General features: G+C 38.4%; 25 protein-coding genes, 2 rRNA genes and 2 other annotated features. All 27 genes read right to left on the reverse strand.

The annotated features are described in order from the left end of the window. Positions 1-16 precede the first annotated feature (16 nt). Positions 17-3,544 (reverse strand): DNA-directed RNA polymerase subunit beta, encoded by a 3,528-nt coding sequence (rpoB, locus tag Q9306_RS18245; RefSeq protein ID WP_306201019.1) that lies wholly within the window; start codon positions 3,542-3,544, stop codon positions 17-19. A 290-nt stretch (positions 3,545-3,834) separates the two neighbouring features. Continuing rightward, entirely contained in the window at positions 3,835-4,434 is a 600-nt protein-coding gene (locus Q9306_RS18250) for a class I SAM-dependent methyltransferase (RefSeq protein ID WP_306201021.1), read from the reverse strand. A 77-nt stretch (positions 4,435-4,511) separates the two neighbouring features. Next, positions 4,512-4,874 carry a 50S ribosomal protein L7/L12 gene (gene rplL, locus Q9306_RS18255; RefSeq protein ID WP_306201022.1) on the reverse strand — a complete coding sequence of 121 codons (363 nt, stop codon included), beginning with the start codon at positions 4,872-4,874 and terminating at the stop codon, positions 4,512-4,514. 67 nt (positions 4,875-4,941) lie between these two features. Then, positions 4,942-5,442 (reverse strand): 50S ribosomal protein L10, encoded by a 501-nt coding sequence (gene rplJ / locus Q9306_RS18260; RefSeq protein ID WP_306201024.1) that lies wholly within the window; start codon positions 5,440-5,442, stop codon positions 4,942-4,944. 40 nt (positions 5,443-5,482) lie between these two features. Beyond that, positions 5,483-5,624: a sequence feature (ribosomal protein L10 leader region), on the reverse strand. A 49-nt stretch (positions 5,625-5,673) separates the two neighbouring features. Continuing rightward, entirely contained in the window at positions 5,674-6,366 is a 693-nt protein-coding gene (gene rplA / locus Q9306_RS18265; RefSeq protein ID WP_035433734.1) for a 50S ribosomal protein L1, read from the reverse strand. A 181-nt stretch (positions 6,367-6,547) separates the two neighbouring features. Continuing rightward, positions 6,548-6,973 (reverse strand): 50S ribosomal protein L11, encoded by a 426-nt coding sequence (rplK, locus tag Q9306_RS18270; RefSeq protein WP_001085872.1) that lies wholly within the window; start codon positions 6,971-6,973, stop codon positions 6,548-6,550. A gap of 170 nt (positions 6,974-7,143) precedes the next feature. Further along, positions 7,144-7,677, reverse strand: a complete 534-nt coding sequence (gene nusG / locus Q9306_RS18275; RefSeq protein ID WP_306201028.1) for a transcription termination/antitermination protein NusG — start codon at positions 7,675-7,677, stop codon at positions 7,144-7,146. 126 nt (positions 7,678-7,803) lie between these two features. Continuing rightward, on the reverse strand, positions 7,804-7,983 hold the full coding sequence (gene secE, locus Q9306_RS18280) for a preprotein translocase subunit SecE (RefSeq protein ID WP_020062280.1): 180 nt from the start codon (positions 7,981-7,983) through the stop codon (positions 7,804-7,806). A 32-nt stretch (positions 7,984-8,015) separates the two neighbouring features. Beyond that, positions 8,016-8,162 (reverse strand): 50S ribosomal protein L33, encoded by a 147-nt coding sequence (rpmG, locus tag Q9306_RS18285; RefSeq protein ID WP_081625682.1) that lies wholly within the window; start codon positions 8,160-8,162, stop codon positions 8,016-8,018. A 338-nt stretch (positions 8,163-8,500) separates the two neighbouring features. Next, positions 8,501-9,181: an RNA polymerase factor sigma-70 gene (locus Q9306_RS18290; protein WP_371932402.1), complete on the reverse strand. Its 681-nt coding sequence runs from the start codon at positions 9,179-9,181 to the stop codon at positions 8,501-8,503. 67 nt (positions 9,182-9,248) lie between these two features. After that, on the reverse strand, positions 9,249-9,761 hold the full coding sequence (locus Q9306_RS18295) for an NYN domain-containing protein (RefSeq protein ID WP_306201031.1): 513 nt from the start codon (positions 9,759-9,761) through the stop codon (positions 9,249-9,251). Positions 9,762-9,763: 2 nt separating this feature from the next. Next, positions 9,764-10,507 carry a 23S rRNA (guanosine(2251)-2'-O)-methyltransferase RlmB gene (rlmB, locus tag Q9306_RS18300; protein WP_098917198.1) on the reverse strand — a complete coding sequence of 248 codons (744 nt, stop codon included), beginning with the start codon at positions 10,505-10,507 and terminating at the stop codon, positions 9,764-9,766. A 2-nt stretch (positions 10,508-10,509) separates the two neighbouring features. After that, positions 10,510-10,911 carry a Mini-ribonuclease 3 gene (locus Q9306_RS18305; RefSeq protein WP_306201035.1) on the reverse strand — a complete coding sequence of 134 codons (402 nt, stop codon included), beginning with the start codon at positions 10,909-10,911 and terminating at the stop codon, positions 10,510-10,512. Positions 10,912-10,913: 2 nt separating this feature from the next. Next, entirely contained in the window at positions 10,914-12,311 is a 1,398-nt protein-coding gene (gene cysS / locus Q9306_RS18310; protein WP_306201037.1) for a cysteine--tRNA ligase, read from the reverse strand. Further along, positions 12,292-12,957 carry a serine O-acetyltransferase gene (gene cysE, locus Q9306_RS18315; protein ID WP_306201039.1) on the reverse strand — a complete coding sequence of 222 codons (666 nt, stop codon included), beginning with the start codon at positions 12,955-12,957 and terminating at the stop codon, positions 12,292-12,294. Before cysE ends, cysS begins: the two co-directional genes overlap by 20 nt. A gap of 75 nt (positions 12,958-13,032) precedes the next feature. Next, positions 13,033-13,271 (reverse strand) — a binding site (T-box leader). A gap of 48 nt (positions 13,272-13,319) precedes the next feature. Continuing rightward, the gene (gene gltX / locus Q9306_RS18320; RefSeq protein ID WP_306201041.1) at positions 13,320-14,777 is read right to left on the reverse strand and encodes a glutamate--tRNA ligase; all 1,458 of its coding nucleotides are present in this window, start codon (positions 14,775-14,777) and stop codon (positions 13,320-13,322) included. A gap of 89 nt (positions 14,778-14,866) precedes the next feature. Beyond that, the gene (gene ispF / locus Q9306_RS18325) at positions 14,867-15,343 is read right to left on the reverse strand and encodes a 2-C-methyl-D-erythritol 2,4-cyclodiphosphate synthase (protein ID WP_090918607.1); all 477 of its coding nucleotides are present in this window, start codon (positions 15,341-15,343) and stop codon (positions 14,867-14,869) included. A gap of 306 nt (positions 15,344-15,649) precedes the next feature. Then, positions 15,650-16,333 (reverse strand): 2-C-methyl-D-erythritol 4-phosphate cytidylyltransferase, encoded by a 684-nt coding sequence (gene ispD / locus Q9306_RS18330; RefSeq protein WP_306201044.1) that lies wholly within the window; start codon positions 16,331-16,333, stop codon positions 15,650-15,652. Between the two features lie 16 nt (positions 16,334-16,349). Then, positions 16,350-17,450 (reverse strand): PIN/TRAM domain-containing protein, encoded by a 1,101-nt coding sequence (locus Q9306_RS18335; protein WP_306201047.1) that lies wholly within the window; start codon positions 17,448-17,450, stop codon positions 16,350-16,352. Positions 17,451-17,609: 159 nt separating this feature from the next. Then, positions 17,610-18,683 carry a DNA integrity scanning diadenylate cyclase DisA gene (gene disA, locus Q9306_RS18340; protein ID WP_306201049.1) on the reverse strand — a complete coding sequence of 358 codons (1,074 nt, stop codon included), beginning with the start codon at positions 18,681-18,683 and terminating at the stop codon, positions 17,610-17,612. A 3-nt stretch (positions 18,684-18,686) separates the two neighbouring features. Next, the gene (radA, locus tag Q9306_RS18345; RefSeq protein WP_306201051.1) at positions 18,687-20,063 is read right to left on the reverse strand and encodes a DNA repair protein RadA; all 1,377 of its coding nucleotides are present in this window, start codon (positions 20,061-20,063) and stop codon (positions 18,687-18,689) included. A gap of 94 nt (positions 20,064-20,157) precedes the next feature. Next, positions 20,158-22,593 (reverse strand): ATP-dependent protease ATP-binding subunit ClpC, encoded by a 2,436-nt coding sequence (gene clpC / locus Q9306_RS18350; protein WP_306201053.1) that lies wholly within the window; start codon positions 22,591-22,593, stop codon positions 20,158-20,160. 13 nt (positions 22,594-22,606) lie between these two features. Continuing rightward, entirely contained in the window at positions 22,607-23,680 is a 1,074-nt protein-coding gene (gene mcsB / locus Q9306_RS18355; protein ID WP_306201055.1) for a protein-arginine kinase McsB, read from the reverse strand. 6 nt (positions 23,681-23,686) lie between these two features. After that, on the reverse strand, positions 23,687-24,235 hold the full coding sequence (mcsA, locus tag Q9306_RS18360) for a protein-arginine kinase activator protein McsA (RefSeq protein WP_306201057.1): 549 nt from the start codon (positions 24,233-24,235) through the stop codon (positions 23,687-23,689). Between the two features lie 96 nt (positions 24,236-24,331). Further along, on the reverse strand, positions 24,332-24,793 hold the full coding sequence (locus Q9306_RS18365) for a CtsR family transcriptional regulator (protein WP_020062263.1): 462 nt from the start codon (positions 24,791-24,793) through the stop codon (positions 24,332-24,334). Between the two features lie 255 nt (positions 24,794-25,048). Further along, positions 25,049-25,164 (reverse strand): 5S ribosomal RNA (gene rrf, locus Q9306_RS18370). Positions 25,165-25,213: 49 nt separating this feature from the next. After that, positions 25,214-25,294, reverse strand: a 23S ribosomal RNA gene (locus Q9306_RS18375); the annotation flags it as partial.

A 25,294-nucleotide genomic window follows, 5' to 3' on the forward strand; every position in this document is an offset into this window, starting at 1 on the left:
CTACAAGTTATCCCAATTATTCCTTCGTTGTCTCAACTTCGACATTTAATTTATCTGCAGATTGATCATCATCATCAGTATCACGCATTTCAATTTCAGTATCGTCGCTAGACATCATCTTAACATCCATACCTAAACTTTGTAATTCCTTAATCAATACTTTGAATGATTCAGGAACACCTGGTTCCGGAACGTTTTCGCCTTTTACAATCGATTCGTACGTTTTCACACGACCAATAACATCATCCGACTTAACTGTTAAGATTTCTTGAAGAGTATAAGCAGCACCGTAAGCTTCAAGTGCCCAAACCTCCATCTCACCAAAACGTTGTCCACCGAACTGTGCTTTACCTCCAAGAGGTTGCTGCGTTACAAGTGAGTATGGTCCAGTAGAACGAGCATGAAGTTTATCGTCAACCATATGTGCAAGTTTAATCATATACATGACACCAACAGATACGCGGTTGTCGAATGGTTCACCAGTACGTCCATCGTATAGAATCGTCTTCGCATCACGCGCCATACCAGCTTCTTCGATTGTTCCCCATACATCTTCCTCACGAGCACCATCAAATACTGGTGTTGCAACATGAATACCAAGATATCTTGCTGCCATACCAAGATGAAGCTCTAGCACCTGACCGATATTCATACGAGATGGTACCCCTAATGGGTTTAACATGATATCGATTGGTGTGCCATCTGGTAAGTAAGGCATATCTTCTTCCGGTAAAATACGGGAGATAACACCTTTGTTACCATGACGACCGGCCATCTTGTCACCTTCAGAAATTTTACGTTTTTGAACGATATATGCACGTACAAGTTGATTCACACCTGGTGGCAATTCATCGCCATCTTCACGGTTAAATACTTTTACGTCTAAGATAATACCGCCACCACCGTGTGGTACACGTAATGATGTATCACGTACTTCACGAGCCTTCTCACCAAAGATTGCGTGTAATAGACGTTCTTCAGCTGTTAACTCTGTTACACCTTTTGGCGTTACTTTACCAACAAGCAAGTCTCCGTCTTTTACTTCTGCACCGATGCGGATAATACCGCGCTCATCAAGATTACGAAGTGCATCTTCACCGACGTTTGGAATGTCTCGTGTAATTTCTTCTGGTCCTAGCTTTGTATCACGAGCTTCAGATTCATATTCTTCAATATGAATTGAAGTGTACACATCATCTTTTACAAGGCGCTCACTCATAATGATCGCATCCTCGTAGTTATAACCATCCCATGTCATAAAGCCAACAAGCACGTTACGACCAAGTGCAAGTTCACCTTTTTCCATAGAAGGACCGTCTGCAAGAATCTCACCTTTTACAACTTCATCGCCAACACTTACGATTGGACGTTGGTTGTAACAAGTTCCTTGGTTAGAACGGATGAATTTCAACATTTTGTAGCGATCTAAGTCACCTTTTACTTTTTGACCATCTACTTCGATATAACGACGTACCCAAACTTCGCGAGCTTCTACACGTTCAACGATACCAGGATGTTTACAAATTACTGCAGCACCTGAATCTTTCGCCGATACGTACTCCATACCAGTACCTACAATTGGAGATTCTGGGTTCATAAGTGGAACTGCTTGACGTTGCATGTTCGCACCCATTAGCGCACGGTTCGAGTCATCATTTTCTAAGAACGGAATACAAGCTGTCGCAGCAGACACAACCTGCTTTGGAGAAATATCCATGTAGTCAATACGTTCGCGTTTCACAACAACGTTCTCGTCACGGAAACGTGCTACAACGTCCTCATCAAGGAAATCTCCATCTTCAGATAAACGTGCGTTTGCTTGGGCAACAACATAGTTATCTTGTTCATCAGCTGTTAAGTAATCTACACGTGTTGTTACACGCCCAGTTTCTGGATCAACACGACGATATGGCGTTTCAATGAAACCAAATTCATTTACTTTTGCAAATGAAGATAGAGAGTTAATCAAACCGATGTTTGGTCCCTCTGGCGTTTCAATCGGACACATACGACCATAGTGAGAGTAGTGAACGTCACGCACTTCAAAGCCTGCGCGCTCACGCGTTAAACCACCAGGTCCTAATGCAGATAGTCTTCGTTTATGTGTTAACTCTGCTAATGGGTTTGTTTGATCCATAAACTGAGATAACTGAGAGCTACCAAAGAACTCTTTAATAGATGCAATAACCGGGCGAATATTAATTAACGCTTGCGGTGTAATTGCATTTGTATCTTGAATTGACATTCTCTCACGAACAACACGCTCCATACGAGAAAGACCGATACGGAATTGGTTTTGTAACAATTCCCCTACAGAACGTAGACGGCGGTTTCCTAAATGGTCAATATCGTCTGTGTCTCCTACCTTATATAGAAGATTAAAGAAATAGCTAATAGATGCAATGATATCGCCTGGTGTAATATGTTTTATTTCACGATCGATATTCGCATTACCAATAATATTGATAGAACGTTCTCCATCTGCATCTGGAGCATAAATCTTAATAGATTGTAATTCAACATCGCCTTCTACCACTCCGCCCATTGGTTTCGCTGTTTTAAAACCAATGTTCTTTTCTAAATAAGGTAAAATACGATCTAATGTACGACGATCTAAGATTGTTCCTTCTGCTACTAAAATTTCACCTGTTTCAGGATCCACTAAAGTTTCAGCTATACGTTGGTTAAACAATCTGTTTTTGATGTGTAACTTCTTATTAATTTTGTAGCGACCTACATTTGCTAGATCATAACGTTTTGGATCAAAGAAGCGAGAAACAAGCAAACTCTTTGCATTTTCTACTGTCGGTGGTTCACCCGGACGTAGACGCTCATAAATTTCAAGCAACGCTTTTTCTGTGCTATCCGTGTTATCTTTTTCTAGCGTATTACTTAAGTATTCGTTATCACCAATCAATTCGGTGATTTCTTGATCAGAGCCAAACCCTAATGCGCGTAACAAAACAGTTACAGGCAGTTTACGAGTACGATCGATACGTACATAAACAACATCCTTAGCATCTGTTTCATACTCTAACCAAGCTCCGCGGTTTGGAATTACAGTAGCAGTAAATCCGCGTTTTCCGTTTTTGTCCACTTTTCCGCTGTAGTATACGCTTGGCGAACGAACTAACTGAGAAACAATAACGCGTTCTGCACCGTTAATTACAAATGTTCCAGTCTCTGTCATGAGCGGGAAATCCCCCATGAACACATCTTGCTCTTTTACTTCACCAGTTTCTTTATTGATTAGACGCACTTTTACACGAAGTGGTGCTGCATACGTCACATCACGCTCTTTACATTCTTCTACAGAGTATTTCGGTTCACCTAAACTGTAGTCGATAAATTCAAGCGATAGATTTCCCGTAAAGTCTTCAATCGGAGAAATGTCTTGGAACATTTCTCGCAAACCCTCATCAAGAAACCACTGATAAGAAGAGGTTTGAATTTCGATAAGATTTGGTAATTCTAATACCTCACTAATACGGGCATAACTTCTTCGTTGGCGGTGTCGTCCGTATTGAACTAGTTGACCTGTCAACTGCTTCACCCCTCAAATCAAGAGTATTATAAATGCACAAAAATGTGCAAAATCACAACTAAATACGACTAACGCAAATTGCGTAGCCTTTTTTTCTCTAAAAAGATAGATACGTTGAGTGTTTCTAACTGCTCAAAAAAGAAAAATGGCTTCTATAAGAAAACCATCATTCTGTTTCATAATCTGCTGATTTTACTATCTTTTCCAAGAGAAGCAAAAATATACATTGTTCTCAACGCAGAAAATTATATATTGGCATTTTATAATGTTAACACAACCAAAAATAACCGTCAACGTTTTTTTGATTTTATGATATAATAGCCTTTTTTCTTTTCTACGACTTCCACAACATCGAACACTTCTTCTAATTTTTTCATCGCGGATGGTGCACCTTGTTTTTTCTGGATTACAATCCAAAGCTCTCCGCCCGGCACAAGACGATCCACTGCTTTTTCTAGAATCTCATGCACCACATGCTTCCCAGCCCGGATTGGCGGATTAGATAGAATAGCAGCGTATTCTCCACTCACATTTCCATATACACTACTTTGATAAATTTGGACATTTTCAATCCGGTTATTAGCAGCGTTTTCTTTCGCAAGCCCGAGCGCCCTTTCATTTACATCTACCATATGAACTACGCGCTCTTGAAACTCTTTCGCTAAGGATAAACCTATCGGACCATATCCACACCCAACATCTAACACATCACCTTGGGCACCCGGCATCTGAAAGGCTTCAATTAAAAGACTCGAACCAAAATCCACTTCATTTTTCGAAAACACTCCGTGGTCAGACAAGAAAACAAATTGAGATCCTCTAAGCGTATATTCCCAACGTTTACGATCACTTTTGCTAGAAGGATCGTTAGAAAAATAATGGTCTGCCATATGGCCACCTCTTTTCTTTACAGTTAAAAAAAAAGCTCGCATGAGAGCGAGCTTTTTTTTAAAGCTTCGAAAGTTAATTACTTAACTTCTACAGCAGCGCCAACTTCTTCAAGTTTAGCTTTGATTTCTTCAGCTTCTTCTTTAGAAACGCCTTCTTTAACTGCTTTTGGAGTGTTGTCAACTACTTCTTTAGCTTCTTTTAAGCCAAGACCAGTGATTTCACGAACAACTTTGATAACTTTGATTTTTTGATCGCCTGCACTAGCAAGTACTACATCAAATTCAGTTTTCTCAGCAGCAGCTTCACCAGCAGCGCCACCCATTACAGCTACAGGAGCAGCAGCAGTTACGCCGAATTCTTCCTCGATAGCTTTTACTAAGTCGTTAAGTTCTAATACAGTCATAGATTTAACTGCTTCAATGATTTGTTCTTTAGTCATTGTAAATATCCTCCCTTAAATAGGTTTGTATTGTTTTATCGATAACACGTAATTATCTTTTAAAAAATTAAGCGCCTTGCTCTTCTTTTTGATCAGCAACAGCTTTTGCAGCAAGCGCAAGGTTGCGGATTGGAGCTTGAAGAACGCTAAGAAGCATAGAAAGTAAGCCTTCACGTGATGGAAGAGTAGCGATAGCTTTAACCTCATCAACAGTTACAAGTTTACCTTCGATTACACCAGCTTTAATTTCTAAAGCTTCGTGATTTTTCGCGAAGTCGTTTAATACTTTTGCAGGAGCAACTACATCTTCGTTACTGAACGCGATAGCGTTTGGTCCTGTTAGGTATTCATTTAACTCAGTTAGTTCAGCAGTCTCTGCAGCACGACGAGTTAAAGAGTTTTTGTAAACTTTGAACTCAACGCCAGCTTCACGTAATGCTTTACGTAATTCTGTTACTTCAGATACTGTTAAACCACGGTAGTCAACAACGATTGTTGATTTACTTTCGCTAAGTTTACCAGCGATTTCAGTTACAACATGTTGTTTTGCCTCGATTGCTTTAGTCATGTTATTACACCTCCTGTAGATTATATAGAAGATGTACCGAAAGTGCACTAAAAAGCCTCCGTGCCCAGTTATAGACATGGAGGCATATAGTCACAGAAAATTTCCGTTCCGTATATTTACACCTCGGTAGGATATTAAGCCAAGATGGCGCCTACTGTCTACGGTACACTATTAAAATTCACAACATAGTTGATTATATTAGAACTTCATTACGAAGTCAACTTCCAATTTTTACGCGATAGTAGAAACGTCAACACGTACGCCAGGTCCCATTGTAGAAGCAACTGTTACGTTCTTCATGTAAGTACCTTTTGCAGCAGCTGGTTTAGCTTTTAGAAGTGCATCAGCAACTGTTTCTAAGTTTTCAACTAATTTCGCATCTTCAAAAGATACTTTACCGATTGGTACATGGATGTTACCAGCTTTATCAACGCGGTATTCTACTTTACCAGCTTTGATTTCGTTAACTGCTTTTGTTACGTCGAAAGTAACTGTTCCAGTTTTAGGGTTTGGCATTAAACCTTTAGGTCCTAATACACGACCAAGTTTACCAACTTCACCCATCATGTCAGGAGTTGCTACTACTACGTCAAAATCAAACCAACCTTGTTGGATTTTGTTGATGTAGTCTGCATCACCTACGAAGTCAGCTCCAGCAGCTTCAGCTTCTTTTAGTTTTTCGCCTTTAGCGAATACTAATACACGTTGTACTTTACCAGTACCGTGCGGAAGAACAACTGCACCACGAATTTGTTGGTCAGCTTTCTTAGGGTCAACACCTAAACGGAATGCAGCTTCTACACTTGCATCAAATTTAGCTGTGTTTGTTTTCTTTACTAATTCTACTGCCTCTGTTGCAGAGTAAGCAGTCGCACGATCAACAAGCTTTGCAGCTTCTACGTACTTTTTACCTCTTTTAGCCATTTTTATTTCCTCCTCGATGTGGTTTTAGCGGAATAACCTCCCACGTTTACGCCTTCTTTTCGATACAATCGAGGATGCGCGCTCATCCTTTTATTTAAAAAACGACATTCATTTACGATAATAAAGGTTGCGAATTGGAACACCAGACCCGCAACCTCTTTTACAAAAAAAACAAATCGAATTAGTCTTCGATAACAATGCCCATACTGCGTGCAGTACCTTCAACCATACGCATTGCAGCTTCTACGCTAGCAGCGTTTAGGTCAGGCATTTTAGTTTCAGCGATTTCGCGAACTTTATCACGCTTAACAGTTGCCACTTTATTACGATTTGGTTCACCAGAACCAGACTCGATACCAGCTACTTTCTTAAGAAGAACAGCAGCAGGAGGAGTTTTAGTAATGAAAGTGAATGAACGGTCTTCAAATACTGTAATTTCAACAGGAATGATTAGACCAGCTTGATCTGCTGTACGAGCGTTGAACTCTTTACAGAAGCCCATGATGTTAACACCTGCTTGTCCTAATGCTGGACCAACTGGTGGAGCTGGGTTAGCTTTACCTGCAGGAATTTGAAGTTTTACCATTTTAATTACCTTTTTAGCCACGAGACACACCTCCTTAAGTCCGTGATGTGGTCAATGGGCAATTATTTTTTGCCCTCCCACTTCATATTTTATCTTTAGCGATAAAATTTTTTCAAAAAACGTCTCCGTTTCCGAAGACGTATTGACTTTAAAGATATTATCACTTTTTACAATTCATTTCAAGTTTCATTTTATAATTTTTCAATTTGGTGGAAGTCTAGCTCAACTGAAGTTTCGCGACCAAACATATCAACAAGTACTGTAACCCTTTGTTTTTCTAGGTCAATTTCATTAATAGCACCTGTATAGTTCGCAAATGGACCTTCATTCACACGTACGGTCTCATGAAGTTCGAAATCAAAGTCAACCACTTCATTTTCCATTCCCATGTGTTTTAAGATCACAACAACTTCTTCTTCTAACAACGGAGATGGTTTTGAACCCGATCCAGAAGAACCAACAAACCCCGTTACCCCCGGTGTATTGCGAACAACATACCAAGAATCATCCGTCATGATAATCTCTACTAATACGTAGCCAGGAAATACTTTCCTCTTCGTTACTTTCTCTTTTCCGTTTTTCATTTCTACTTCTGTTTCTTCTGGAACAATAACACGGAAAATCTTATCTTGCATACCCATTGTTTCTACACGTTTCTCTAGGTTCGTTTTTACTTTATTTTCATATCCAGAATAAGTATGGACAACATACCAACGTTTTTCCATTGATTTAGGACGACCGTCCTTCCCTCCCTGACGTACATTTTTTCGTGCAAATGAAAAAACCCGTTCACCGGGCTTTTACACAGTTCGTATAAATAACATTAACATTATATCATGTATAAGTGCTTCTTATTCAAGAATTAAACGAATTAAAGAAGAAATCCCCATATCCACCACTGCAAAGAAAACTGCACAGAACACAACGGTTGCAATTACAGTAAGTGTCGAACGGAATAATTCATCTTTTTTCGGCCAACTTACTTTTTTCATTTCACGGCTTACATCACCAAAAAAGTTCGTCAAACGCATTTCCGGGACCTCCAGTGCATAATTACGATTATTTATTTTGTTTCTTTATGAATCATATGCGCATTGCATGTTTTACAAAATTTCTTTATCTCAAGACGCTCTACTGAGCTTGTATCTTTCATTGTGGAATAGTTTCGATTATTACACTTTTCACATGCGAGTACAACTTTTTTTCTCACTTGTTACACCAACCTTGTAACATTATTTCCTTAAAAATGTATCATACAATAAAAGACAATGTCAATGACACTTCCCACCTACTCTAAAAAGAAAAGGAGAGGAAAAACCTCTCTTTTATACATTCATCAATTATTTTAATATACCTTTAAGAAGCGTCTATATAAACCCACTTTTTATTTCCCAACATACTAAGCCGGTTCTTTATAACATAAAAATGATTTGCTCGCTTTTGCCCTTTATTTTAATCCTGGCATGTGCGGCAAAAGGATCTGACCACTTCTATGTATAGCCGAATACCTTCTCCAATCTAAAAAGTATTCAGTTTTTCAGTTGGCATTTATATCTTTCTCTTAATGGAGGATGAATTAACAGCTGCCGCTTCTCTCATCTCCATATAACGTTCTAGTTTTCTTTTCACCCGTTGCAGAGCATTATCGATGGATTTCACATGACGATTCAATTGCTCTGAAATCTCCTGATACGACCTTCCATCTAAGTACAAAGACAGTACTTTTCTTTCTAAATCGCTTAATAATTCAGATATTTTTGATTCTATATCAACATACTCTTCTTGACTAATAATCATCTCTTCAGGATCCGTCATCTTCGCCTCTGATATAACATCTAACAGAGTGCGATCAGATTCTTCATCATAAATCGGTTTGTCTAAAGATACGTACGAATTTAAAGGAATATGTTTCTGTCTTGTCGCGGTTTTAATAGCGGTGATAATTTGGCGTGTAATACATAATTCCGCAAAAGCTTTAAAGGAAGATAGCTTGTCCTCTTTATAATCACGAATCGCCTTAAACAATCCAATCATACCTTCTTGAATAATATCTTCACGATCAGCACCAACTAAAAAATATGATCTTGATTTTGCACGAACAAAGTTTTTGTACTTATGAATTAAATACTCTAGCGCATCTACATTCCCTTTCCTTACTAACTCAACTATCTCTTCATCCTCTAAACTACTAAATATAACACTGTTGTCGCTTACGAAGTCTGCTTCCAATCTGATCCCTCCGACCGCTAGTTATTTAGCAATATTATACAGTAAGCACAAGGAGAGCGTCAATGTTTCAACGCCCTCCTCGCCTTAATTTTTCTAACTTTTCTGTAACTTCTTCACTAAATATCGTTCGCATAGCCGGTTGTGTTTCTTTTGTTTTCTTCGTTTCATGACGTACGGTTCGTTCCATCGTCAGAACTTCTATCTCTAACTCACGCGCTGATTTACGCAGGGCACCTTGCCCAAAAATAGCCCACTGCTCTGTGTAATCAGACGTCGCAACATAAATACGCGTATTAATATTACGTAGCTCTATTGCGAGCTGCTCAATTTTCTCATCGGCTGTTTGGTTCTTTCTTGTAAAAATCACGTCAACACGCGCTTGTTTCATCTTCTTTTCGATCCCATAAACAGAATATGCATCAAACACAATCATAACTTTCGTGCCTGTATACCCTTGATAATCTGCCATTTTATCAATAAGTAAGTCGCGTGAAGCCTGCAGGTCTACATCCCTTAGCTTTCTCAAATCTGCCCAAGCCCCAATAATGTTATAGCCATCAACGATTAAAAGATCATTCATTCTTACTTACCGATTGGATGACGTTTCCGATACACTTCATACATTAACAAACTAGCAGCAACTGAAGCATTTAAGGATGTAACTTTACCAGCCATCGGCAAATGGATGAGGAAGTCGCATTTCTCGCCAATAAGGCGACTCATACCTTTCCCTTCACTACCAATAACTAAGCCGATTGGCATCTTTCCATCTAAATTACGATAGTCATCTTTTCCTTTTGCATCTGTACCTGCAATCCAAAGCCCACGCTCTTTTAATTCATCAATCGTTCTCGATAAATTTGTCACACGAGCTACCGGAACATACTCAATTGCTCCCGTCGAAGCCTTTGCAACTGCAGCTGTTAAACCAACCGCTCTCCGCTTTGGAATAATAATACCGTGAGCTCCTACCGCGTCTGCTGTACGCATAATAGAACCTAAGTTGTGTGGATCTTCAATTTCATCAAGAATTAAAAAGAAAGGATCTTCATTCCGCTTAGCTGCTAACGCAAATAAATCCTCTAAGTCAGCATATTCATATGCTGCCACTTGTGCAATTACACCTTGATGATTCCCCTCTACAAGTTGATCTAATTTTTTCTTCGGTGAATTCTGTACTAAAATTTTGTTTTCTTTCGCTAATGCAAGTACAATTTGAACTTGTCCTTTCGTAGCACCTTCTGCAATCCAAATTTTGTTAATATCACGACCTGATCTTAGCGCTTCAATTACAGGGTTACGACCAATAATATATTCACTATTCACGCTTACGCGCCTCCTTCCTTATTCTCTAATACACGAATCGCCTCAAATACAATCTCCTCTATTCGTGTTTGCTGATTTAATAAATAATGATATCCAATCAAAGCTTCAAAAGCAGTACTATGTCGATACGTTTGTACATCTGTATTTTTCGGAACAGAACCTGATTTTGCATTACGCCCTCTTCTTAATACAGCTTCCTCTTCTTCATTAAGAAATGATGTCTCTAATAGATGATAAACCACTTTTGCTTGCGCTTTTGCAGAAACAAAGCTTGTCCCCAAACGATGTAGTTGATTTGGACGAACTGCCCCTTTCTGAAGTAAGTGATAGCGGATATATTGTTCATATACCGCATCACCCATATACGCTAACGCTAAGCTATTTAATTGCTTTGCATCAATCATGTTTAGCCTCTTTTCCATCTCGTACCTTGTGGTGTATCTTCCAAAATAATGTTACGCTCTTTTAACTCATCGCGAATTTGATCAGATAGTGCAAAATCACGATTTTTACGAGCCTCAATACGTTTTTGGATTAACGCTTCAATTTCCTCGTCAAGCAATTCCTCTTTCGTTAATTCTAATCCTAAAATTCCAAATAGCATTTCAAATTGCTTTACATACGCTTCAATTACCGCTTTTGATGTATGTTGTTCTAATAAATATTGATTTGCATGATTCGCTAAGTTGTATAACTCTGTTACGGCGTTTGCTGTATTAAAGTCATCATCCATTGCCTCTTCAAATGCAGCCTGGAATTTCTCCATCTCAGTTAACCACTTCTCATTGTGATCCGTTAAATCTGTACTGCTTTCCATACGATGCTTTAAGTTACCATAAGCCGTTTTAATACGATCTAATCCGTTGCTTGTATGTTGCAATAATTCTTCACTAAAATTAATTGGGTGGCGATAATGCACAGATAACATAAAGAAACGAATTAATTGCGGATCATACTGCTTAATAATATCGTGGACAAGAACAAAGTTCCCTAACGATTTAGACATTTTTTCATTATTAATATTAATATATCCATTGTGCATCCAGTAACGTGCAAATGTTTTTCCAGTTAATGCTTCTGATTGGGCAATTTCATTTTCATGATGCGGGAATGTTAAATCCTGACCACCAGCATGAATATCAATTGTATCACCTAAATACTTACGTGCCATTGCTGAGCATTCAATATGCCAACCTGGACGACCTTTCCCCCAAGGGCTATCCCAGAAGATTTCTCCTTCTTTCGCTGCTTTCCATAACGCAAAGTCAAGTGGATCTTGTTTCTTTTCTCCAACTTCTATGCGTGCACCATGACGCAGGTCTGCAATTGGTTGATGTGATAATTTACCGTATCCTTCAAATTCCTTCGTTTTATAATACACATCTCCTTCAGACTCATATGCATATCCCTTAGCGACAAGCTCTTGAATAAATTCGATAATAATATCCATATTTTCCATTACACGAGGGTGAGCCGTTGCATGTTTGCAACCTAGTGCAGTTACGTCTTCAAAATATGCTTTAACAAAACGATCTGCAACTGTCGGAACATCTACTCCTAATTCATTGGCAACCTTAATCAATTTATCATCCACATCTGTGAAATTAGATACATATTGAACATCATAACCACGGTGCTCCAAATAACGACGTACTGTATCAAACACAATCGGCGGTCTTCCATTCCCAATATGAATGTAATTGTATACAGTTGGTCCGCATACATACATTTTCACTTTATTTTCTTCTAAAGGAATAAACGCTTCTTTCTGACGCGTTAACGTATTATAAATGTGAATAGTCATTTTTATCCGTCCTTTCTGTTTTCAATACTAGTTGTTTTTTCAATTGTTCAAGCTCTTCTTCCATCGCTTTCAACTTATCAAAAATCGGATCTGGAAGATCACAATGATTTAATTCCTGACCTACTTTTACGCCATTTTGAATCACGACACGACCAGGAATGCCTACAACTGTAGAATGCGCAGGCACTTCTTTCAGTACAACTGAACCCGCACCGATTTTGGAATTTTCTCCAACTGTAATCGATCCAAGCACTTTCGCACCTGTCGCAATTAGCACATTATCTTTAATCGTTGGGTGTCGCTTTCCTTTTTCTTTTCCTGTACCACCTAACGTAACGCCTTGATAAATTGTCACGTTATCTCCAATTTCACACGTTTCTCCAATTACAACTCCCATACCATGATCGATAAAAAACTTACGACCAATCGTTGCCCCTGGGTGAATTTCAATACCTGTAAAAAAACGACTTATTTGCGAGATACCACGTGCAAAAAAGAAAAATTTCCGTTTATAAAAGGCGTGCGCGATACGATGTGCCCAAATTGCATGCAATCCAGAGTAAGTTAAAATCACTTCGATATAACTTCTCGCTGCTGGATCCTGTTCAAAGACGACTTCAATATCCTCCCGAAGCCTCTTAAACATTTGTGTTCCCCCTTTTTATTTAAAGTGAAACTCCCCCATACCTTTAATGTATAGAAAAAGGCGTCTCTGTCTATAGACAGAGACGCCTTACTAGCGCGGTTCCACTCTGTTTAGGCCTAAAAAGACCTCAAACTCAAACATGATAACGGTTTATACCGCTTCTGCTTACTTTCACGTTTCCCGAAGTACATTCGGTGTTCAGCAGAAGACTCAAAGGGGCACTTCAAAAATCCGCTTTTAAACCACTTCCAGCCAAATGGTGGTTTTCTCTGTGAAAAGCATGATTTTCTACTTCTCCTTCTCGTCGCTTTTGTTTATTTCATTTTGGAGTATTTTTATTATATTTCTAAATTCGTAAAATGTTAACCAATTACTTTACGAACACGATTTAAAACTTTTTCTTTTCCAAGAAGTGCAATTGCATTTGGAAGCTCCGGCCCATGTGTTTGGCCAGTCGTTGCAACACGAATTGGCATGAACAAGCCTTTTCCTTTTTGACCAGTTTGCTTTTGAACAGCTTTAATCGCTGCTTTAACTGCTGCAGGTTCTACTTCTTCTAGTGCTTCTAACTCTGCTGCAAATACGCGAAGAACTTCTGGTACTTGTTCACCTTTCAGTACCTCTTGTCCTTCTTCTTCGTAATCTACATGATCTTTAAAGAACATATCGGATAGCTCAACAATTTCAGCACCGAAACTCATTTGATCATGATATAGAGCAATCACATCGCGAATCCAAGCTAATTCTTGTTCACTTGGATTTTCACTTACACGGCCAGCTTTCACTAAATGTGGTAAGCTTAATTCAACAACGCGATCTAAGTCTTGCTTTTTCATATATTGGTTGTTCATCCATTTTAATTTTTGCGAATCAAATAACGCTGGTGATTTCGATAAACGAGCTGCATCGAACATTTCAATAAACTCATCTTTAGAGAAGACTTCCTCTTCCCCTACTGGTGACCAACCTAATAATGCGATAAAGTTAAAAATTGCTTCTGGAAGATATCCTAGCGCTTCATATTGTTCAATAAATTGAATAATTGATTCGTCGCGTTTACTTAACTTTTTACGGCTTTCATTTACGATTAACGTCATATGACCAAATTGCGGTACATCCCAATCAAATGCTTCATAAATCATCATTTGTTTTGGTGTATTCGAAATATGGTCATCACCACGAAGAACGTGCGAGATTTCCATAAAATGATCGTCTGCCGCTACCGCAAAGTTATAAGTTGGAATACCATCTTTCTTCACGATAACAAAGTCACCGAAGTCATTTGAGTTAAAGGATACTTCACCTTTTACAATATCATTAAAAACATATTCACAGTTTTCAGGTACACGGAAACGAATGCTCGGAATGCGTCCTTCTTCCTCGAATTGTTTTACTTGTTCTTCTGTTAGTTCACGGTGATTACCTGCATAACGAGGTGTTTCACCACGAGCGATTTGCCCTTCACGTTCTGCTTCTAATTCTTCTTCTGTCATGTAGCATTTATAAGCTAAACCACGCTCAAGTAAATCTTCATATAAATTTTTATAAATATCTAAACGCTCCATTTGACGGTACGGACCGTATTCACCACCAACATCGACGCTTTCATCCCAGTCCATACCAAGCCATTTTAAGTACGTTAATTGGCTTTCTTCGCCGCCAGCAATATTACGCTTTACGTCTGTATCTTCAATACGGATAATAAATTTTCCGTTTTGACTACGAGCGAATAAATAGTTAAATAATGCCGTACGTGCATTTCCGATATGTAAGTGTCCTGTTGGACTTGGCGCATAGCGCACTCTCACTTGCTTTTCCATAATTGGTACACCTTCCATTCTTAATGTCAACAGATTCCTTAATTGTACACCAAAAAATTACGATTATCCATCTTACGAATTAAAAACAACTATTTTTTCTGTAATAATACAATAGCCTGTGAAGCGATTCCTTCTTCTCGTCCTGTAAAACCTAATTTTTCTGTCGTCGTCGCTTTTACATTCACATTCTCGATGTCTGTTTGCAGCAGCTCACTGATTCTCACACGCATGCTTTCAATGTGTGGTGCCATTTTGGGTTTTTGAGCAATAATTGTACAATCTAGATTTCCAAGTACATATCCTTGCTCTGTAACAAACTCCCACACCTTTTGCAAAAGCACAGCTGAATCCGCATCCTTAAATGCAGGATCTGTATCTGGAAAGTGCTTACCGATATCTCCCGCAGCGATTGCTCCTAAACAGGCATCTGCAATTGTATGTAAAAGAACATCAGCATCAGAGTGTCCAAGTAACCCTTTCTCATACGGAATTGTAATCCCACCAATAATTAATGGTCTTCCTTCTGCAAATGCATGCACATCAAAACCTTGTCCAATTCGAAACATTTCCAATTCCTCCTCAAACTACGCTAATAAATTTTATCCCGCTCTAACGGGCAGTAAGACTCCCACCTCAAGATTCTAAGAAAACAAAGAAGATAGGTGGGAGATAACCGCTCGTAAGAGCCCGATTGGTTCAACTAACCATCAGTGGGGATACCCCCCACTGATGGAAGTTTCACTTTATCCCGCTATTTATGAACAGCTTCACATTATATTACTCGCACGGACATATAAAAGTCCGCGCGCCAATTTTTCCACTCTATACACAGAAAAGCTCGGTAGCTACCGAGCTTTTCCATTATAACATCGCTACTGTATTTGCAAAACTCGCAAGAAGCTTTCAGCAATCACTAAATCTTCAGGTGTTGTAACCTTAATATTGTAATAGCTGCCTTCTACAACTCCTACCTCTTTAGAAAGACGCTCTACCAAGCTGGCATCGTCAGTCCCAAGAAAACCCGCCTGTTTTGCACTCTCATGCGCCCCTAACAAAATAGGAACATGAAACCCTTGCGGTGTTTGAACCGCTCGCAATTGGGAACGTTCTACTGTTTCAACAACAGCATCATGCATCACTTTTTTAATTGTATCTTTCACAGGTACAGCACAAATAGAAGCACCTTTTTCTTTCGCCATTTGCAATACATCTTCAATCATCTTTTTCGTTACAAACGGACGCGCCCCGTCGTGGACAAGTACATACTCTCCTTCTCTTACATACATAAGAGCATTATATACGCTATCCTGGCGTTCATTCCCGCCCTGAACAAATTGGATATCTTTTTGAATATGATAAGTTTGAAAAAGTTCTTCGAAATAAGAACGCTCTCTCTCATTAATCGCTAAGATAATCTGTCTACATTGTTCATCTTTTTCAAAAGCCCGTAATGTATGAATAATAATAGGAGCATCATCAAGCTGCAAAAACAACTTATTTTTCCCCGCGCCCATACGCTTACCTTGTCCTGCTGCTGGAATAATTAATGTATACATCGTCTTAGCCCTCTACTTATAACGCTTTCTCTAACAATTTACGCTTTGCAAAGATCATACGGCCTGCAGATGTTTGCAATACACTTGTAACAAGTACATCAAGTTGAGAACCAACATGCTCTCTACCATCTTCGACAACGATCATTGTACCATCATCTAAATAAGCAACACCTTGATTTTGCTCTTTCCCATCTTTCACGACATAAACCCTTAACTCTTCACCTGGAAGTACAACTGGCTTAATCGCATTTGCTAAATCATTAATATTTAAAACCGTCACACCTTGCAATTCAGAAACTTTATTTAAGTTAAAATCATTTGTAACAACAGTTCCGCCAGTTAATTTCGCTAGTTTCACAAGCTTACTATCGACTTCCTGAATGTCTTCGAAATCACCTTCATAAATTTCTACTGGAATAGGTAACTCTTTTTGAATACGATTTAAAATATCCAAACCTCTTCGTCCGCGATTACGCTTTAATGCATCCGAGGAATCAGCGATATGTTGTAATTCTTCTAACACGAATTGCGGAATGACAATTGTTCCTTCCAAAAATTTTGTTTGGCAAATGTCCGCAATACGACCATCAATGATAACACTTGTATCTAGTATTTTCCAATCAGAAGTTGACTTTTCTACTTCCTCATTTTCATTGCTCGTATTTTTTTTCTTTCCTCCGCGTTGCGGCAATGTAAACAATCCTAACAACTCATTTCTCTTTTTAAACCCTACTTGGAATCCTAAGTAACCAAGTAATAGTGTGAAAAAGATTTGCAATACTGTACTAATGACTTGAATGGTAATTTCGCGAATCGGAATCAAGATCAAATACGCAACAATTAGCCCTGAAATTAATCCTAATGTTCCAAATAAAACATCTGTAACAGGTGCTTTTACAAGCGCTTCCTCAATATGTTTAATAAGCTGAACAATATAATCTACAAGCCAAAATGTTGTTAAAAATAAAATGATTGCACCAATAATTGCACGAATATAAGAACCTTCAAGCCAAGGTACTGCACCTACACCCAACATATCAATCACTTTTGGAATAAGAAAAATCCCTAATGCTCCTCCAATAACTAAAAAGAAAAGCTGTACGATTCGTTTTAACATTCAACCACCTCCTACTCATTATTAACCATTACTTCGCCACTCAAAACGTCGAGTGCAAAAGTGGACGTTTTTTTTATGATTTGTTTTATTTACCAATATATCATATCATATATAAAAAATCTTTGAGTGTCGTTATATTATGAAATCAATGTAATATTCTTAATTGTGTCTGCTCATATACAAGTGTTCTTGAATTCGTTTTAAACCCTCTCGTATCTTTTTCGCCCGCACTTCTCCAATTCCTTCCACATCATCCAGTTCTGCAATTGTTGCACGGCAAATTCCTTGTAAATTCTTAAAACGATTAATTAAATTTTCGATAATAAGAGGTGGAACTCTAGAAATTTTACTTGCAATTCGATACCCTCGCGGTGTAACGCTCTCTTCTAATTTCATTTGTCCGGAATATCCAAGGAGTTTTACCAAATCACTGTCTTCTAGAAGTTGGGCATTTGCAAGCTCTTGTAATTTTTTTAAAATTTGATAATGATCCTGTGTTTTTTCATGATAATAGTCTTTAATTAATAGTGCAGCTTCTGCTTCTACGTCAGCAATCAATTCTGTTAACTGCAAACGAATAAGTCTTCCTTCTGTTCCCAACTCATGAATGTAACTAAAGATTTCATTTTTAATACGCAGCATCATTTCAACGCTATGCAATACATGTACAACTTCAGACATCGTAACGACTTCTTCAAATTCCAAAATACCAAGGTTTGTTATTCCTTCATTCCATACAGCCTTATACTTTTCTAATGTTTGAATTGCTTGATTTGCTTTTGTTAAAATAACCCCAATATCTTTTAATGTGTAACGTAAATTCCCTTGGTATAAAGTAATTACGTTTCGTCTTTGTGAAATAGCAACAACAAGACTATTTGTTTGCTTCGCCACTCGCTCTGCTGTTCGGTGGCGCATACCTGTTTCAATAGAGTCAATAGTTGGATCTGGAACTAACTGTCCATTCGCAATTAAGATTTTACTCCCCGTTTCATTTAAAATCAGAGCTCCATCCATTTTTGCTAGTTCGTATAGACTAGCAGGAGAAAAGGCGCAATTAATATGAAATCCTCCATCAACAATACTTTTAATTTGTTCGTTGTATCCGAGTACAATAAGCCCACCCGTTTGTGCGCGAAGCACATTATCAATTCCTTCTCTTAACGGTGTCCCCGGTGCAACAAGCTGCAAAATATTAATAATACTTTTAGAACGTTGCTTGTGTTCTTCCATATCTTATCCTCCTAGTGCAAATCGAAGAGCCTCTCCTATATTTGATACGCCAACTACTTCAATTCCTTCCGGAATCGTCCATCCACCCAAATTTTTCCTCGGGATAATTACACGTTGAAACCCTAATTTTGCCGCTTCTTGTACACGCTGTTCAATCCGAGAGACACGGCGAACTTCTCCAGTTAAGCCAACTTCACCAATAACGGCATCGCCTGGGGAAGTCGTTTTATCACGAAAACTTGATGCAATGCTTATTGCAACTGCCAAATCCACTGCAGGTTCATCTAACTTGATTCCTCCAGCAACTTTTAAATAAGCATCTTGGTTTTGGAGCAATAACCCTGCTCTTTTTTCTAGCACTGCCATAATAAGAGAGACACGATTATGATCAATTCCCGTTGCCATTCTTCTTGGATTCCCGAAACTTGTAGGAGAAATTAATGCTTGTATTTCTACTAAAACAGGTCTTGTCCCTTCCATAGAGGCAACAACCGTTGACCCCGCAACACCCACAGGTCTTTCTTCTAGAAAGATTTCAGAAGGATTTAACACTTCTGAAAGACCAAGTTCCTTCATTTCAAAAATCCCCATCTCATTGGTTGAACCGAAACGATTTTTTACTGCTCGTAAAATTCGATATGTATGATGACGATCCCCTTCAAAATAAAGAACAGCATCCACCATATGTTCTAACATACGAGGACCGGCAATTGCTCCTTCTTTCGTTACATGACCTACAATAAAAATCGGAATTCCTTTTGTTTTCGCAAGCTTCATCAATTCCGCTGTACATTCACGTACTTGTGCGACACTTCCCGGTGCTGAAGTTACTTCCGGTAAATGAATCGTTTGAATAGAATCAATTACAACAAATGATGGATTCATTTCATCTATATATACTGCAATTCGTTGTAAATCTGTTTCCGATACGACAAATAAATTATCTCCATTTACATGAAGACGATCTGCTCGAAGTTTAATTTGTTTTGCGGATTCTTCACCCGATATATATAAGACATCATAAGAAAGGTCTGCTAGTTGTGATGATATCTGCAATAGCAATGTAGATTTCCCAATACCAGGATCCCCCCCTATAAGTACGAGAGAACCATCTACAATTCCTCCTCCAAGAACCCGGTTAAATTCTTGAAATTTCGTTTCAATACGCGCTTCTGTTTTCGTTTCTACTTCTTTCAAACGACGAGGTTTCGTTACTTCAGTTTGAATTGCATTTGCATAATTAAGTCGACGCGATGATACAACTGGCTCCATCTCCTCGACTAGGGTATTCCACTGTCCACATCCCGGACACTTTCCCATGTACTTCGGTGACTGATAACCACATTCTTGACATATAAATTTTGTTTTCTTTTTAGCCATCGTTTTTTACACTTCACTTTCATGTGTAACAAAAGTATTTCTTTCTTGTACAAGAAAGAGGGCTATTGTTTAGCCCCCTTTTGTTTGTCTATGTTTATTTTACCTTTTCTGCACTACGAATGACAAATGTTTCCCCTTCTGTATCAAAAACAACTTTTTGACCTTTCTCAACAACTCCTTTAAGGAGTTCTTCCGATAATCGATCTTCAACATGTTTTTGAATCGCACGACGTAGTGGACGCGCGCCATACTCCGGATCAAATCCTTTATCAGCAATCGCTTCAATCGCAGCATCTGTTAACTCTAAATCAATTTCTTGTTCTTTCAAACGTTTAACTAACTGTTCTACCATAAGAGTAACAATTTCTTTAATATGTTTCTTCTCTAATGTATGGAACACAATAATTTCATCAATACGGTTTAAGAACTCAGGGCGGAATGCTTTTTTCAACTCATCCATTACTTTACCCTTCATATCTGCATAATCACGACTTTCATCTTGTACATTAAATCCAAGGTGTTTATTTCGTTTTAATGCATCTGCACCGACGTTGGAAGTCATAATTACGATTGTATTACGGAAATCAACTGTACGGCCTTTGGAATCAGTTAAACGACCATCTTCTAGTACTTGCAGTAAAATATTGAATACATCTGGATGTGCTTTTTCTACCTCGTCAAGCAAGACAACAGAGTATGGTTTTCTACGAACCTTTTCTGTTAGCTGGCCACCTTCTTCATATCCAACATATCCTGGAGGAGATCCAACTAAACGAGAAGTAGAGTGTTTCTCCATGTACTCTGACATGTCAATACGAATCATCGCATCCTCATCACCAAACATAGATTCCGCTAATGCACGTGCAAGTTCTGTTTTACCAACACCAGTTGGTCCTAAGAAAATAAAAGAACCGATTGGACGTTTTGGATCTTTTAAACCTGCTCTAGCACGGCGTACTGCTTTTGCAACTGCAACTACAGCTTCATCCTGTCCGATTAAACGATCATGTAAAATATTTTCTAAGTTCAATAATTTGTCTGTCTCTGTTTGAGCTAGCTTAGAGACTGGAATTCGCGTCCATGTTGAAACAACATTTGCAATATCTTCTACTGTTACTTCTGAGTTCTCTTTACCTTGCTGCTCTTTCCATTGACGCTTCGTATCCTCTAGTTTCTCACGTAGACGTTGTTCCATATCACGTAAAGAAGCGGCTTTCTCAAATTCCTGACTTTGCACTGCTGCATCTTTTTCTTTTTTTACCTCTTCTAGTTTTAATTCAAGCTCTTTTAAATTTGGCGGTGTAGTATAAGAGCGTAAACGAACCTTTGAAGCTGCTTCATCAATTAGATCAATTGCTTTATCAGGTAAGAAACGATCTGTAATGTAACGATCAGATAATTTTACAGCGGCATCAATCGCAGCATCTGAGATTGAAACGCGATGATGAGCTTCATAACGGTCACGTAATCCTTTTAAAATTTGGGTTGATTCTTCTAAACTTGGTTCATCCACTTGGATTGGTTGGAAACGTCGCTCTAATGCCGCATCTTTTTCAATATATTTACGATACTCATCTAGCGTTGTTGCCCCAATACATTGCAGTTCCCCGCGTGCTAATGATGGTTTCAAAATATTGGATGCATCAATTGCTCCTTCTGCACCACCCGCACCTATTAATGTATGAAGCTCATCAATGAATAAAATAATATTACCCGCTTGACGAATTTCATCCATAACTTTTTTTAAGCGGTCTTCAAACTCACCGCGATATTTCGTACCAGCAACTACAGTCCCCATATCTAATGTCATAACACGCTTATCACGTAAAGTTTCTGGAACTTCATTGTTTACAATTTGTTGTGCTAATCCTTCAGCAATCGCAGTTTTACCAACACCAGGTTCTCCGATTAATACAGGATTATTTTTTGTTCTTCTACTTAATACTTCAATAACACGTTGAATCTCTTTGCTGCGGCCAATCACAGGATCTAAACGCCCCTCACGAGCTACAGCTGTTAAATCGCGAGCTAAACTATCAAGTGTCGGTGTACTTGCATTAGCAGAACCACCACCTTGATGGCCAGAAGCTGTCTCATTACTACCAAGAAGCTGCAGTACTTGTTGACGTGCTTTATTTAAACTTACACCTAAATTGTTTAAAACACGGGCTGCAACCCCTTCTCCTTCACGAATAAGACCGAGTAAAATATGCTCCGTTCCCACGTAAGAGTGTCCTAGTTTACGCGCTTCATCCATGGACAACTCGATCACTTTTTTTGCACGCGGCGTGTAGTGAACTGTTTGAGACATTTCTGTACCACGTCCAATTAGTGCCTCTACTTCCTTTTGAACTTTCTCTGGGCTTAATCCAAGTGCGACCAATGCTTTCGCAGCAATTCCTTCTCCTTCTCGTACAAGACCGAGTAAAATATGTTCTGTACCAATATTATTATGACCAATGCGAATTGCTTCTTCTTGGGATAATGCTAATACTTTTTGTGCTCGCTCTGTAAATCTTCCAAACATCATATAAATCACACTCCTACTTCGCTCGATTTTGTTCAATTTGTAATCTTTCACGAATAAGTGCTGCTCTGCGGTAATCTCTTTCATCAGGTTGCAGTGGGCCACCAGCGTATTGCTGCAAAATTCCCGGCTGTGTAAGTACCATTAATTCTGTTAAAATATTTCTGGATATACTTTCGATATATCCAAGATCAATACCAAGCCGCACATCCGATAAACATGTTGCAGCCTCAGCAGATTCAATTAAACGGCTATTTGCCAGTACACCATAAGAACGATATACCTTATCCTCAAGCTCTACACTTGAGTTTTTCATGATAGATTCCCTTGCTGTTCGCTCTTGTTGAATAAGTTGCTGAACAACACTTTTTAAATCTTCTACAATATCTTCTTCAGGTTTTCCTAATGTCATTTGATTCGAAAGTTGAAATATATTTCCTAACGCTTCACTACCTTCGCCATATATCCCTCTTACCACTAAACCAACTTGATTAATTGCTTGAACAATGCGATTCATTTGCTCTGTTAAAACGAGAGCAGGCAAATGTATCATCACTGAAGCTCGTAAACCCGTTCCTATATTTGTAGGACAACTCGTTAAATAACCAACTTGTTCATCAAATGCGTATTCAACCTGACTTTCTATCCAATCATCAATTTGATTTGCACTATGCAGCGCTTCTGACAACTGTAGTCCTGGAAATAAACATTGGATTCGAATATGATCTTCTTCATTAAGCATAATGCTTACTTGTTCATTCTCAGATAATAAACAAGCACCATATTCTGTTCCTACTAAATCCGGACTTACAAGGTGCTTTTCTACTAATACTCTTCGCTGCAACGGCTGAATGCTATTCATTTGTAAAAGTTCAAATTTCCCAAAAGGTTCAACCGTTTGATTAGCAAACCTTTCTTGAAATACCTTAATCATTTGCTCCGCCTCTTCAGTTGTTAACATAGTCGGGAACTTGTAATCTCGTAAATTCCGAGCCAATCGAACACGACTGCTTAAAACAATATCGGAATCAGGACCATCTTCCCTCATCCACGGGCTAATTGCTTCGTTCATAATACGATCGAGTGACATAGAACTCTATTCCCCCTCTCTATGCTCACGAAGCTGATTTTCTAAGCCGCGGATTTTATCACGTAATTCTGCAGCCTGTTCAAACTCTTCTTGTTGTATGCATTCCTGCAATTTTAGTTTTAACTCATCTAATTCTTTTTTTAGATGAATATTTCCTCCTATACAGTTAGGAATTTTTCCATTGTGACTCGTATATCCGCCATGAAGCCGCTTTAGCATCGGCTGTATTTGTTCTTTAAAAGTTTCATAACAAGAAGAGCAACCAAATCTACCGATCTTTGCAAATTGCGAATACGTCATATTACATTTCGAACATTGCAACGGATCTGTATTCGAAAGGCCATTCGTTTCTTTCTCAAATGTAGGTTGTTCAACATGTAGTAAACCTGCTAATAAATTATGAAATGAAAAGCTAGATTTGTTTGATTGAAAGAAAGACGTATATCCATTTTCTTGTGCACATTGCTCGCAAAGATGAATCTCCGTCTTTTTTCCATTCATTACTTTTGTAAAATGTAGCGTTGCTGATCGTGAATTACAGTTTTGACAAATCAACGTATTTCCCCACCTTTACAATAGGAACGAATTATGAATTTATAACCTTATTCGTTCAACTAACCTTCAGAAGATAGATCATTTCTAAAAGAAGTTTTACTTATATTTCAGTGTTCTAAGCATTGCTCGAAGCATACGTGCTCGCAATTCATCTCGAAGTGGTAAGTCTGTTAGTAGTACAGATCGATCTAAAACACTAAACATGAGCTTTGCTTCCCTAGTTGTAACAATGCCTTCTTCCGCTAAACGCCTTATTATATTCTCAGCGCTTGACTGAGCAATACTATACTGAATCATTTGTAACATTTGATCAATAATGTCTATATCATCATGCAATTTGACTTTTATAATGCGAATGTAACCTCCGCCACCTCGTTTACTTTCCACTACAAATCCTCTTTCTAGCGTAAAACGAGTATTGATAACGTAGTTAATCTGAGATGGCACGCAATCAAACTTATCAGCAATTTCGCTTCTTTTAATTTCAATTGCACTATTATTACTTAAGTCAATAACTTGCTTTAGATATTGTTCAATAATATCAGATATATTTCTCATTTATCCTCCACCTTTATTGACTTTGACTATCTTTGACTTTAATTATATACGTATTAAAAAATTTTGCAACTCTTTTGCTTCCTTCTCTATCCTATCCATATTTTCTCACGTCTAATCAGCTGTTCTTTATTTTATGAATAAGGAATATAAAGTTTCCTAATTATGAAATGAAACTTCCACCAGTGAAGATTTCCAATTCAGTTTTTACAGGATAAAAAACAAAAAAAGACGAGTCCACTGACTCGTCTTTCGTTTGCCTGGCAACGTCCTACTCTCACAGGGACAAAGTCCCAACTACCATCGGCGCTAGAGAGCTTAACTTCCGTGTTCGGTATGGGAACGGGTGTGACTTCTCTGCCATCATTACCAGACTTATGAAGGTATATTCCTTCAAAACTAGATAACATTGCTTCATATTATATGGTTAAGTCCTCGATCTATTAGTATTCGTCAGCTCCACGTGTCACCACGCTTCCACCTCGAACCTATCAACCTGATCAT

The organism is Bacillus multifaciens, from assembly GCF_030756675.1.
GTDB lineage: Bacteria > Bacillota > Bacilli > Bacillales > Bacillaceae_G > Bacillus_A > Bacillus_A multifaciens.

Bases quoted from the DNA above. Each gene is read 5' to 3' on its own strand.
- Q9306_RS18250 (WP_306201021.1), bottom strand. From the start codon at position 4,434: ATGGCAGACCATTATTTTTCTAACGATCCTTCTAGCAAAAGTGATCGT.
- rplL (WP_306201022.1), bottom strand. From the start codon at position 4,874: ATGACTAAAGAACAAATCATTGAAGCAGTTAAATCTATGACTGTATTA.
- rplJ (WP_306201024.1), bottom strand. From the start codon at position 5,442: ATGACTAAAGCAATCGAGGCAAAACAACATGTTGTAACTGAAATCGCT.
- rplA (WP_035433734.1), bottom strand. From the start codon at position 6,366: ATGGCTAAAAGAGGTAAAAAGTACGTAGAAGCTGCAAAGCTTGTTGAT.
- nusG (WP_306201028.1), bottom strand. From the start codon at position 7,677: ATGGAAAAACGTTGGTATGTTGTCCATACTTATTCTGGATATGAAAAT.
- secE (WP_020062280.1), bottom strand. From the start codon at position 7,983: ATGCGTTTGACGAACTTTTTTGGTGATGTAAGCCGTGAAATGAAAAAA.
- Q9306_RS18295 (WP_306201031.1), bottom strand. From the start codon at position 9,761: ATGAATGATCTTTTAATCGTTGATGGCTATAACATTATTGGGGCTTGG.
- Q9306_RS18305 (WP_306201035.1), bottom strand. From the start codon at position 10,911: ATGATTGATGCAAAGCAATTAAATAGCTTAGCGTTAGCGTATATGGGT.
- cysS (WP_306201037.1), bottom strand. From the start codon at position 12,311: ATGACTATTCACATTTATAATACGTTAACGCGTCAGAAAGAAGCGTTT.
- cysE (WP_306201039.1), bottom strand. From the start codon at position 12,957: ATGTTTAAGAGGCTTCGGGAGGATATTGAAGTCGTCTTTGAACAGGAT.
- gltX (WP_306201041.1), bottom strand. From the start codon at position 14,777: ATGGAAAAGCAAGTGAGAGTGCGCTATGCGCCAAGTCCAACAGGACAC.
- ispF (WP_090918607.1), bottom strand. From the start codon at position 15,343: ATGTTTCGAATTGGACAAGGTTTTGATGTGCATGCATTTGCAGAAGGA.
- ispD (WP_306201044.1), bottom strand. From the start codon at position 16,333: ATGTATACATTAATTATTCCAGCAGCAGGACAAGGTAAGCGTATGGGC.
- Q9306_RS18335 (WP_306201047.1), bottom strand. From the start codon at position 17,450: ATGTTAAAACGAATCGTACAGCTTTTCTTTTTAGTTATTGGAGGAGCA.
- disA (WP_306201049.1), bottom strand. From the start codon at position 18,683: ATGGAAGAACACAAGCAACGTTCTAAAAGTATTATTAATATTTTGCAG.
- radA (WP_306201051.1), bottom strand. From the start codon at position 20,063: ATGGCTAAAAAGAAAACAAAATTTATATGTCAAGAATGTGGTTATCAG.
- clpC (WP_306201053.1), bottom strand. From the start codon at position 22,593: ATGATGTTTGGAAGATTTACAGAGCGAGCACAAAAAGTATTAGCATTA.
- mcsB (WP_306201055.1), bottom strand. From the start codon at position 23,680: ATGTCACTCGATCGTATTATGAACGAAGCAATTAGCCCGTGGATGAGG.
- Q9306_RS18365 (WP_020062263.1), bottom strand. From the start codon at position 24,793: ATGAGAAATATATCTGATATTATTGAACAATATCTAAAGCAAGTTATT.